Annotated in this window: 8 protein-coding genes; 5 read left to right on the plus strand and 3 right to left on the minus strand. The window is 55.0% G+C overall.

The features are described from left to right. Positions 1 to 21: 21 nt before the first annotated feature. Positions 22 to 936 carry a recombination-associated protein RdgC gene (gene rdgC / locus ACJ9N4_RS11945; RefSeq protein ID WP_182273905.1) on the minus strand — a complete coding sequence of 305 codons (915 nt, stop codon included), beginning with the start codon at positions 934 to 936 and terminating at the stop codon, positions 22 to 24. 123 nt (positions 937 to 1,059) lie between these two features. Here rdgC and mak point away from each other — a divergent pair, with 123 nt between their 5' ends. Then, positions 1,060 to 1,965: a fructokinase gene (gene mak, locus ACJ9N4_RS11950; RefSeq protein ID WP_182919479.1), complete on the plus strand. Its 906-nt coding sequence runs from the start codon at positions 1,060 to 1,062 to the stop codon at positions 1,963 to 1,965. Between the two features lie 215 nt (positions 1,966 to 2,180). On the opposite strand, the gene sbcC is transcribed toward mak, so the two are convergent. Together sbcC and sbcD are read right to left on the minus strand one after the other, a co-directional pair. After that, a complete protein-coding gene (sbcC, locus tag ACJ9N4_RS11955; RefSeq protein ID WP_182919480.1) occupies positions 2,181 to 5,312 on the minus strand; it encodes an exonuclease subunit SbcC in 3,132 nt (1,043 codons plus the stop codon). Continuing rightward, complete coding sequence (sbcD, locus tag ACJ9N4_RS11960) at positions 5,309 to 6,514, minus strand: exonuclease subunit SbcD (protein WP_182273908.1); 1,206 nt, start codon at positions 6,512 to 6,514, stop codon at positions 5,309 to 5,311. Before sbcD ends, sbcC begins: the two co-directional genes overlap by 4 nt. Before the next feature lie 187 nt (positions 6,515 to 6,701). On the opposite strand from sbcD, the gene phoB reads away from it, so the two are divergent. The 4 genes from phoB to proY all read left to right on the plus strand — a co-directional run bounded on the left by phoB (position 6,702) and on the right by proY (position 11,893). Beyond that, complete coding sequence (gene phoB / locus ACJ9N4_RS11965) at positions 6,702 to 7,391, plus strand: phosphate response regulator transcription factor PhoB (RefSeq protein ID WP_003859122.1); 690 nt, start codon at positions 6,702 to 6,704, stop codon at positions 7,389 to 7,391. A 21-nt stretch (positions 7,392 to 7,412) separates the two neighbouring features. Further along, positions 7,413 to 8,708, plus strand: coding sequence for a phosphate regulon sensor histidine kinase PhoR (phoR, locus tag ACJ9N4_RS11970; RefSeq protein WP_182273909.1), 1,296 nt, complete (start codon positions 7,413 to 7,415; stop codon positions 8,706 to 8,708). Positions 8,709 to 9,118: 410 nt separating this feature from the next. Continuing rightward, on the plus strand, positions 9,119 to 10,438 hold the full coding sequence (gene brnQ, locus ACJ9N4_RS11975) for a branched-chain amino acid transporter carrier protein BrnQ (protein WP_182273910.1): 1,320 nt from the start codon (positions 9,119 to 9,121) through the stop codon (positions 10,436 to 10,438). Between the two features lie 81 nt (positions 10,439 to 10,519). Beyond that, complete coding sequence (gene proY, locus ACJ9N4_RS11980; protein WP_182919481.1) at positions 10,520 to 11,893, plus strand: proline-specific permease ProY; 1,374 nt, start codon at positions 10,520 to 10,522, stop codon at positions 11,891 to 11,893. Positions 11,894 to 11,947: the final 54 nt, after the last annotated feature.

An 11,947-nucleotide genomic window follows, 5' to 3' on the forward strand; every position in this document is an offset into this window, starting at 1 on the left:
GAGAGGGTCAGAGTGAGGGGATTACCTCTGCGCTTCTCCGCCGAGGCCTTCCACCAGACTCTGAATCAACGCCGCCAGTTCCCCGGTCATCAGGATAAAATCGGCGTCAAAGCGCTGGGCGTAATCTTCCCTGTCGATATCTTCGTTCTGATCGCGCAGTTCATCGCAGAACTTCAGGCGCTTCACGGAGCCGTCGTCGCACATCACAAACTGAATACGTTGCTGCCAGTCGAGAGCCAGTTTGGTTACCACTTTGCCCGCTTCAATGTGCACGGCGATTTCGTCGCTCACCAGCTCCTGTTTCTTCGCGCGGATCACACCGCCATCTTCCAGCAGGGCTTTTAGCTCGGCTTCATCCAGCAACTGGAAGCCCTGTGCGGCAGTACCGCTGCGCACCCACTCGGTCAGCGTCAGCTCGATAGGCGTTTCCATTGCCAGTGGAACCACCGGTAAAGAGCCGAGGCTCTTACGCAGCAGGGCCAGCGTATCTTCCGCTTTCTTAGCACTGGCGCAGTCCACCATGATCAGCCCGTTGACGGTATCGATCCACATCATGGTCTGGCTAAAGCGGCTAAATGCGCGTGGCAGCAGAGAGTGCAGCACTTCATCTTTCAGTGAATCTTTTTCGGTCTTTTTCAGCTTGCGGCCCTGTTCGGCTTCCAGCTTGAAAATTTTCGCTTCGAGAGCTTGCTTCACCACCGGTGTCGGCAGGATTTTCTCTTCCTTACGGGCACAAACGATGATTTGACCGGTGCTGCTGGCATGGGTCAGTGCATCGCTTTGTGAACCCATTGGAGGAACCCAACCGGTTTTTGCCATATCCTGGCTACCGCAAGGGGAAAAGGTATAAGCGGCTAACTGTTTTTCCATCTCTTCTGCACGCAGCGAAACGTCGCGGCTGAGACGGTAAACCATCAAATTTTTGAACCACAGCATGATAATTTCCACGGCCTTGTCGTTAAATCAGCGGGCATGATAACGAATTGTCGCATCGCTTGCATTGCTAATCGGGAAGCGTGCTTCTACTCTGTTGATAATCAGAATAATGAGGAGAGTCTTGTGCGTATTGGGATTGATTTGGGCGGCACCAAAACAGAAGTCATTGCACTGAGCGAGCAGGGGGAACAACTGTTTCGCCACCGCCTGCCCACGCCGCGTGATGATTATCACCAGACTATCGAGACGATTGCCCGGCTTGTCGACATGGCAGAGCAGGCTACTGGGCAGGTGGGCACCGTTGGGATGGGCATTCCGGGGTCGATTTCGCCTTATACCGGCGTGGTTAAAAACGCCAACTCCACCTGGCTCAATGGTCAGCCTTTTGATAAAGATTTGAGCGCGCGCCTGAATCGTGAGGTGCGCCTGGCGAATGATGCTAACTGTCTGGCGGTATCAGAAGCCATTGACGGTGCAGCCGCAGGCGCACAGACCGTCTTTGCGGTCATCATCGGCACCGGGTGTGGTGCCGGTGTGGCCTTCGGCGGGCGCGCCCATATCGGCGGTAACGGTACGGCGGGCGAGTGGGGGCACAATCCACTGCCGTGGATGGATGAAGATGAACTCAAATACCGTGCCGAAGTGCCGTGTTATTGCGGTAAACAGGGTTGTATTGAGACGTTTATTTCCGGCACCGGTTTTGCCACCGATTACCACCGTCTGAGTGGTCAGCCCCTCAGGGGCAATGAGATTATGCGTCTGGTTGAAGAGCAGGATCCGGTTGCGGAGCTGGCGCTCAGCCGCTACGAAATGCGCCTGGCGAAATCACTGGCACATGTGGTGAATATTCTCGATCCCGACGTGATTGTACTGGGAGGCGGGATGAGCAACATTGACCGGCTGTACACCACGGTGCCGAACCTGGTGAAACCGTGGGTATTCGGCGGCGAGTGCGAAACCCCGATCCGCAAAGCGGTACACGGGGATTCCAGCGGTGTGCGCGGCGCAGCGTGGCTGTGGCCGGAATAAAAGCAAAACTGTTTTTAGTGTTTGTTCCCTCTCCTTGTGGGAGAGGGCCAGGGTAAGGCAAGGTAAAAGCAAAACTGTTTTTAGTGTTTGTTCCCTCTCCTTGTGGGAGAGGACCAGGGTAAGGCAAGGTAAAAGCAAAACTGTTTTTAGTGTTTGTTCCCTCTCCCTGTGGGAGAGGGCCAGGGTGAGGGCATCAGACCGCACAGATCCAACACTCACTCCACCGCAAACACCTTATCCAGCTTGCTATACCCCAGCCCGTTGATCTTCTTCACTTTGATCTGCACCGGAATACGTTCTTTCATCGCCTCGACGTGACTGATCACGCCAATGGTTTTCCCGGTGGCATTCAGTGCGTCGAGTGCATCCAGTGCAGTATCCAGCGTTTCACTATCGAGCGTGCCAAAACCTTCATCCAGGAACAGCGAATCAATCCGCGTTTTGTGGCTCACCAGGTCGGAAAGCGCCAGCGCCAGCGCCAGGCTGACCAGGAAACTTTCGCCGCCGGACAGGGTGCGGGTATCGCGTACCGCATCAGCCTGCCAGGTATCGACCACTTCCAGCTCCAGCGCGTCGCTGACTTTACGTTGCAACAGATAGCGACCGTGCAGACGGTTGAGCTGCTGGTTCGCGAGCCAGACCAGATTATCCAGCGTCAGCCCCTGCGCAAACTTACGGAACCGGTCACCGGTACTGGAGCCAATCAGTGAATTCAGATAGCCCCAGTCATCTGCCAGACGAGCCGCCTCTTCAATTTGCTGCATGAGCACCTGCTGGTGAAGGCGGTTATCGCTATCCTGTTTGAGCTGCTGGCGGATCTCCCCCTGATGAGTGGTGTTCTCGCGAAGCCGTTGTGCCAGCTGTTGTAATTGCGTCTGCAGGGTTTGTGCATCGGTGTCCAGTCCTTCCGGGCGCAGCGCATGATGTGCCTGCAACTGCTGGTGTGCTTGTCCGGACAGTGCCGTCGCCTGCTGGAGCAGGTTTTCCAGCGTCTGCTTTTGTTGCTCAAGACGGTGGATCGTCTCCTCATCAAGCAGAGCGGCCAGAAATGCCTCCCGATCGGCGAAGCAGCTTTCCGCCAGCGCCGTGGAAAATTGTGTTGTGGAGTGCTGCAAACGCTCACTTTCCAGATTTTCCTGCTGCTGCAGCGTGGCAAGCTGGCTTTGCAACGATACACATTCGTCGTGGATCTCACGCCAGTTTTCAGGAATAACCGGTTCGGCCTCTGTGGCATCCGCTACCGGAAGCGTGTCGAGTAGTGGGATCAGGGCGTTAATGCGTTCCTGAATAATGCCATGCTGAGTCTGTTTCTCCTGCCACTGTGCGAACTCCGTTTCACGGATGTTCAGCCAGGTCGCCTCTGTACCTTCGTCGGGTACGCTAAGCGACAGAGTGAGAAGGGTGTTTTCCAGTGTCTGACGCGTAGACGTCAGCTGTTGTTGATACTGACGCTCCTGCTCTTCCTGTTCGCGCAATTGGTTTTGCAGTGTCAGACGCTGGCTGAGTTGATAAAGCTGGCGTTCATAGTGTTCCTGTGCGTTCATCCAGGTGGCAATATCTTCCTGAATACTCAGAGAAATGTTCAAGGATGCGCAAACATCCAGCCACTCTTTAGTGAGTGTTTGCTCTTCCTGAGAAAGCGTCTGTGTTTCGTCTGTTTCACGCTGGATCTGTTGAGTCAGGGCATTGACCTGCCCCAGAACCAACAGACCTTCATCTTTCAGCGAGGCGACCTCTTTTTCCAGAGCATCCCGGCGGCGCTGATTGTCCGTTAGCTCAATGGATTGATATTTCTCGATGGCGGGGTGTTCGCTGGAACCACACAATGGGCAGGGTTTACCTGCTTCAAGCTGTGAACGATAGTTTTCCAGATCCTTAATCGTTGCTTCACGCTCACACAGCGCCTTCAGGTCTGAATAATGCTGGTTTTTCTCTTTATACTGCTGTCGACGCAGCGTTAGCGTTTCGTTAAGTTTTGCCTGCTCCGCCTGGGCTTTTTGCACGCTTTCAGCGTTCTGGTGCAGCCGCTTTTGCAGTGGCTGATAGCGGGCATGAAGTGCGGTCAGGCGCTGGCGGAAAGTCCGCGCCTGTGTCTGCTGCTCTATTGCTATCGCGACGTCATCCGCCGTGAGCGTCAGGCCATTTTCTGGCATAGCCTCCAGCTTCTTGCGCAATTCAATAATACGTGCTGACTGTGTAGCCAGTTGATTTCTGTCGCGATCCAGCTGGGAAAAGTGCGCGCGCCAGCCAGCAATCTCCTGACCCCACTGACGGAGTCGCTCGTGCTCAGCCAGCCACTGTGCCAGGGCTGTCTGTTCGGTCTGAAGCTGCTCATGGGTGCGCAGAGCGCTGTTGCGGATACGCGAACGCAGCGAGGTTTTTGTAAGTAAGCGAGTATTTACTTCACTCATCCGCTGTTTGGTCTGGGTAAGACGCGTGGTCTGCTCCTGTTGACGTTCCCACAGCGGTCGCAACTGGGTGGCGGGCTGGGCCAGCTGGAGTTTGGCCAGTTCCGGTGCCGCATCTGTAAGTGCCTGTTGCGCCTGCTGCTGTGCGGCTGATGCGCGCTGCTGTTCACGCATGAGTTCATCATTACGCGTAAGCCACTGAAAATCACTCTGTTGGCTTTGCTGTTGCACCAGCAGGGTTTTCTCTTCGTCAGTAAGTGCCTGCAAACTTTGCTGTAACTGCTGTTGCTGCTCTTCGCTCAACAGCACGACGCCTGCCGCCTGGGCTTCACACATCTCAAGCGCGTTGCGGGCGGCTTTGTGTTCCTCAAACACTCTCGCTGAAATCTGGCCATAGATCTCCGTCCCGGTCAGCTCTTCCAGCAGCTCAGCGCGATCGCTCGGTTTAGCGTTGAGGAATGCCGCAAACTGCCCCTGTGAAAGCAGCATCGAGCGGGTAAAGCGACCGTAATCCAGCCCGGTGAGTGCTGCGGTTTGCTCCAGTTTATCGGTGACTTTATCGGCCAGAATTTTGCCGTCCTCGCAGCGCGCCAGCTCCACGCGCGGAGCCTGTAAGTTCCCCTCCGGCTGATTGCGGGCGCGGTTCTGGCTCCAGAACGCGCGGTAGGCAATACCTTTCACTTCAAACTCAACCTCTGCCAGACACTCGGCAGTATCACGCGTCATCAGGTCGTTCTGAGCCTGAGACACTTTTTGCAGGCGCGGCGTCTCGTGGTAGAGCGCCAGGCAAATGGCGTCGAGCAGCGTGGTTTTCCCGGCACCCGTGGCACCCGTAATGGCAAACAACCCGTTGCTGGCAAACGGTTCAGCGGTAAAGTCGATTTTCCACTCACCCTTGAGGGAGTTGAGGTTCTTCAGACGCAGGCTCAGAATTTTCATGCGTTTTCTTCCTCATCATTAAGGGCATGCAGCGTATGGGTAAACAACTCGTTGAGTCGGGCACGCTTTGCGTCGTCCATCTCTTCCTGGGACAACCGACGTGCAAACACCTCTTCAACCCTGAGTTCGCTGAGTGTTTCACGCTGAGCTCCGAGCAGAATTTTCTCGCGCTGTTCGCGGCTGCGGCGCACCAGTAAAACCTCGACGGGGAGATCTTCCGTCAGCGCCTGAATTTTACGCTGCATATCATGCAGATAGTCGTCAGTGGTGATTTCGATATCCAGCCAGACAGGGGGGTTCTGTTCGATGCCGCGCCACTGTTCAAGCTGGGCGGTGATGGCGGCCAGATCGCCTTTTAGCACGGCCAGCGGCTGGGTGACGGGCACCTCAAGCGCCTCAACGGCGCTGAGTTTGCCGTCGGTAAAGCTCACCAGATGCACAGATTTCGCTTTACCTGTTTCATCAAAGCTGAGCGAAATGGGCGAGCCGCAGTAGCGAATGTGCTCGCAACCGCCGATGACCTGCGCGCGGTGAATATGCCCGAGCGCAATGTAATCGGCCGGTGGAAAGTTTTGCGCCGGGAAGGCATCCAGCGTGCCAATATAAATGTCACGAACCGCGTCACTTTTGCTGGCTCCGACGGTCGTCAGATGCCCGGTGGCAATCACCGGGATCGGTTGCTCACCGCGCAGGGTGCAGGCATCGGCATATTGCTGGTGGTAATAGTCGGTGATGCTCTGCAACAGGTGCTGCTGTTTTTCACCACCGGAAAGCCCCGCCTGGCTTTGCACGATATCGCGCGGGCGCAGGAAGGGAACCGGGCACAGCACTGCCCCCGGTGTACCGTCGCGTTTTTTCAGGATCTGCGGGGCGTGTCCGGCGCTGGCGACCACGGTAGTATTGAGGAAGGCCAGAATGTCACGAGATTCATTCAGTGTCGCTACGGAGTCGTGGTTACCGGCGACAATCACCAGATGGCAGCCCGTCTGCTGCAGGTTAACCACGAAACGGTTATACAGTTCTCGCGCATAGCTGGGTGGTGATCCGGTATCAAAGATATCGCCTGCCACAATAATCGCATCCACCTCGTGCGACCGGGCTGTGTCCAGCAACCAGTTCAGGAATGCTTCATGTTCAGCGGCGCGGCTTTTACTGTAAAAATTTTGACCCAGATGCCAGTCCGAGGTGTGAAGTATGCGCATAAGAGATCCGTGGCAAAAAATGGAAAGCAGGATTATAAACTTTCAGGGAACGGAAAATAACCGCTGTAATAAAACAACAGTTTGCCATTTCTGGTGGTAATGTTTTTCATAAATCTGTCATAAATCTGACGCATAATGACGCCGCATTACAAACTTGTAACTTAAATAAGATAAGACAGGGCAAAGTATGGCGAGACGTATTCTGGTCGTAGAAGATGAAGCTCCGATCCGTGAAATGGTGTGCTTCGTGCTCGAACAAAATGGCTTTCAGCCGGTTGAAGCGGAAGATTATGACAGCGCGGTGAACCAGCTGAATGAGCCCTGGCCCGACTTGATTCTGCTTGACTGGATGTTGCCCGGTGGGTCCGGGTTGCAGTTTATCAAGCACATTAAACGTGAAGCGATGACCCGTGACATTCCGGTGGTCATGCTGACGGCGCGCGGTGAAGAAGAAGATCGCGTGCGCGGTCTGGAAACCGGCGCGGACGATTACATTACCAAACCATTTTCGCCGAAAGAGCTGGTTGCCCGCATCAAGGCCGTGATGCGCCGAATTTCACCGATGGCGGTGGAAGAGGTGATTGAGATGCAGGGCCTGAGCCTTGACCCAACCTCACACCGCGTCATGACCGGCGAAAATCCCCTCGATATGGGGCCTACCGAATTTAAACTCCTGCACTTCTTTATGACTCACCCTGAACGCGTATACAGCCGCGAGCAGTTGCTGAATAACGTCTGGGGAACTAACGTGTATGTCGAAGACCGGACGGTTGACGTACATATCCGCCGCCTGCGTAAAGCGCTGGAACTGAGCGGCCACGATCGCATGGTACAGACGGTCCGTGGTACGGGTTATCGTTTTTCTACCCGTTTCTGAACAATGACAGGAGTGTGACGCGTGCTGGAACGTCTGTCATGGAAAAGGCTCGTCTTTGAACTGATCTTATGTTGTATACCGGCCTTCATTCTGGGGGCCTTCGTTGGATATTTACCGTGGTTTCTGCTGGTATCTGTCACCGGGTTGCTGATCTGGCATTTCTGGAACTTACTGCGCCTCTCCTGGTGGCTGTGGGTGGACAGAAGTATGACACCTCCGCCGGGGCACGGAAGCTGGGAACCGCTGCTTTACGGTCTGCACCAGATGCAGATGCGTAATAAAAAGCGCCGCCGTGAGCTGGGCAGCCTGATCAAACGTTTTCGCAGTGGCGCGGAGTCACTGCCGGATGCGGTCATTCTGACCACCGAAGAGGGGACGATCTTCTGGTGTAATGGCCTGGCGCAACAGCTGCTAGGCCTGCGCTGGCCGGATGATAACGGTCAGAACATCCTCAACCTTTTGCGCTACCCGGAGTTCACGCTGTATCTGAAAAAGCGTGATTTTACGCGTCCGCATAACCTGAGGCTCAACAGCGGTCGCCATCTGGAGATCCGCGTGATGCCGTACAGCGAACGACAGTGGCTGATGGTGGCGCGTGACGTTACCCAGATGCACCAGCTGGAAGGAGCTCGGCGCAACTTTTTTGCCAACGTGAGCCACGAGTTACGCACGCCGCTGACGGTGCTGCAGGGTTACCTGGAAGTGATGCAGGAGCAAATTCTCGAAGGCGCACCGCGCGAGAAAGCGCTGCACACGATGCGTGAGCAAACGCACCGGATGGAAGGGCTGGTCAAACAGCTTCTGACGTTATCGAAAATTGAAGCCGCACCCACGCTCGCGCTGAATGACACCATTGATGTACCGATGATGCTGCGGGTGGTGGAGCGTGAAGCACAGACCCTGAGCCATAAAAAACATCAGCTGACGTTTGAGGTCGATAACAACCTGAAAGTGCTCGGCAGTGAAGATGAACTGCGTAGTGCCATTTCTAACCTGGTGTATAACGCAGTGAATCATACCCCGGAGGGGACACATATTGTGGTGCGCTGGCAGCATCTTCCGACGGGCGCTGAGTTTAGCGTCGAGGACAATGGGCCGGGGATCGCACCTGAACATCTTCCGCGCCTGACGGAGCGCTTCTACCGTGTGGATAAGGCGCGCTCGCGGCAGACCGGGGGAAGTGGTCTGGGGCTGGCGATTGTGAAACATGCGGTTAATCATCATGAAAGCCGTCTTGATATTCAAAGCACGATTGGGAAGGGAACCCGCTTCAGTTTCGTTATCCCGGAACGATTAATTGCCAAAAAGATCGCCTGACAGCAGGTGTGTCATCTTACCTTTCCACGGGTCAGCTATTGCTGGCCCGTTTGCTTTGCAGTCAGGTGAAACACGAATGAATTTTATACGCCTGATGCTTTTTTGTTCGCATGATTAGCCGTGGGTTTTTCTTATAATTAGCGTATTATTCTGGTTGGTTTTTTCATGCTGGCATTTTGTTCTGGTTTTGCGATCCCACCTTGCCTTTAAACGTTATAAGCGTTTAAATTGCCCCCCAGATACTGTCATAGCGACTGTATTTGCGTGGTAAATCGAAAAACTATTCTTCTCCACGCCAGGACGGGAGCATTTCCCGCTGAAATTGAGCAAATTTTCCGCTGTATTGTCCCGCCAGGGGAGAGCGAAAATCTCAATGTTTTCAACACCACATCCACAGGCAGTAAGGTTTTATGACCCATCACTTAAAATCGCGTGACATCATCGCGCTGGGCTTTATGACATTTGCGCTGTTCGTTGGCGCAGGCAACATCATTTTCCCTCCAATGGTTGGCTTACAGGCTGGTGAACACGTCTGGACAGCTGCGTTTGGTTTCCTGATTACTGCCGTGGGTCTGCCGGTGCTGACCGTTATCGCGCTGGCGAAAGTTGGCGGCGGTGTCGACAGCCTCAGCACGCCAATTGGCAAAGTGGCGGGTGTCCTGCTGGCAACCGTCTGCTACCTGGCTGTTGGCCCGCTGTTTGCGACGCCACGTACCGCGACCGTTTCCTTCGAAGTGGGGATTGCCCCGCTGACCGGTGATGGCGCGATGCCGCTGTTTATCTATAGCCTGATCTACTTTGCTATCGTGATTCTGGTTTCCCTCTATCCGGGCAAACTGCTGGATACCGTGGGTAACTTTCTTGCACCAATGAAAATTGTGGCGCTGATTGTGCTGGCTGTTGCCGCCATCATCTGGCCGGTTGGCCCTATCAGCGAGGCGATGGACGCGTACAAAAACGCAGCCTTCTCTAACGGTTTTGTGAACGGCTACCTGACGATGGATACGCTGGGCGCAATGGTGTTTGGTATCGTTATCGTTAACGCCGCGCGTTCCCGTGGTGTGACCGAAGCACGTCTGCTGACCCGCTACACTATCTGGGCGGGCCTGATGGCCGGTGTTGGCCTGACGCTGCTGTATCTGGCGCTGTTCCGTCTGGGCTCCGATAGCGCGATGCTGGTGGATCAGAACGCGAACGGTGCGGCAATCCTGCATGCTTACGTACAGCACACCTTCGGCGGAGCGGGTAGCCTGCTGCTGGCGGTACTGATTTTCCTGGCGTGCCTGGTGACGGCGGTTGGTTTGACCTGTGCGTGTGCGGAGTTCTTCGCGCAGTATCTGCCACTCTCTTACCGTACGCTGGTGTTTATCCTGGGTATCTTCTCTATGGCGGTGTCAAACCTGGGGCTGAGCCACCTGATTCAGGTCTCTATCCCGGTGCTGACGGCTATCTATCCGCCGTGTATCGTGCTGGTGGTGCTGAGCTTCACCCGCCCGTGGTGGAATAATGCTTCGCGAATTATTGCGCCAGCCATGTTTATTAGCCTGATTTTTGGTATCCTTGACGGAATTAAAGCATCAGCATTCAGTGCAATATTGCCTGCCTGGACACAGCGTCTGCCGCTGTCCGAACAGGGGCTGGCCTGGCTGATGCCAACCGTTGTTGCACTGGTTCTGGCCATTATCTGGGATCGTGCTGCAGGGCGTCAGGTCGCATCGAACGCTCATTAATCAACGGCAACAAACTGTTTAACCACGGGGCTTAAGGCCCCGTGGTTTTTTGTTTTTTTCGTGTTGAATGGCAAGATTTAAATGGAAAGCAATAACAAACTCAAACGCGGGCTAAGCACTCGCCACATTCGCTTTATGGCGCTGGGCTCTGCAATTGGTACCGGCCTTTTTTATGGCTCCGCAGATGCCATTAAAATGGCTGGCCCAAGCGTTCTGCTGGCCTACATCATTGGCGGCGTAGCGGCCTATATCATCATGCGCGCGCTGGGGGAGATGTCGGTTCACAACCCTTCCGCCAGCTCGTTCTCGCGTTATGCGCAGGAAAACTTAGGCCCGCTGGCCGGGTTTATCACCGGCTGGACATACTGTTTTGAAATCCTGATTGTGGCCATTGCCGACGTGACGGCGTTTGGCATTTACATGGGCGTCTGGTTCCCGGCGGTACCGCACTGGATTTGGGTGCTGAGCGTGGTGCTGATCATCTGCGCCGTCAACCTGATGAGCGTGAAAGTGTTTGGTGAGCTGGAGTTCTGGTTCTCCTTCTTCAAGGTTGCCACCATCATCATCATGATTATCGCCGGTTTCGGTATCATCATCTGGGGGATCGGTAACGGTGGTCAACCGACCGGTATCCATAACCTCTGGAGCAACGGTGGCTTCTTCAGTAACGGCTGGCTCGGAATGGTAATGTCGCTACAGATGGTGATGTTTGCCTACGGTGGTATTGAGATTATCGGGATTACCGCTGGCGAAGCGAAAGATCCGGAGAAATCCATTCCGCGTGCCATCAACTCGGTGCCAATGCGTATTCTGGTGTTCTATGTGGGTACGCTGTTCGTCATCATGTCTATCTACCCGTGGAACCAGGTGGGCACCAACGGCAGCCCGTTTGTGCTGACCTTCCAGCACATGGGGATCGCGTTTGCTGCCAGCATTCTGAACTTTGTGGTGCTGACCGCGTCGCTTTCGGCGATCAACAGTGATGTTTTCGGCGTGGGCCGTATGCTGCACGGGATGGCGGAGCAGGGCAGTGCACCGAAGGTGTTTGCCAAAACGTCACGCCGTGGTACGCCGTGGGTGACCGTGGTGGTCATGACCGTTGCGCTGCTGTTCTCGGTGTATCTGAACTACATCATGCCGGAGAACGTCTTCCTTGTGATTGCGTCGCTGGCGACCTTCGCAACGGTGTGGGTGTGGATCATGATCCTGCTGTCGCAGATTGCGTTCCGTCGCCGTCTGTCGCCCTCCGATGTGAAAGCGCTGAAGTTTAAAGTGCCGGGCGGCGTGCCAACGACGGTAGCTGGGCTTATCTTCCTGGTCTTTATCATTGCCCTGATTGGCTATCACCCGGATACCCGTATTTCCCTGTACGTCGGTTTCGCGTGGATTGCCCTGCTGCTGGTGGGCTGGATGTTTAAATGTCGCCGCGACCGTCAGCTGGCTGAAGCACAGTAATTCCCTTTTCCCTCTCCCTGTGGGAGAGGGTTATTTTACCTCCTCCCCCGTCCT

Origin of the sequence: Enterobacter sp. LM3 (genome assembly GCF_046622475.1) — a bacterium.
Lineage (GTDB): Bacteria > Pseudomonadota > Gammaproteobacteria > Enterobacterales > Enterobacteriaceae > Enterobacter > Enterobacter cloacae_P.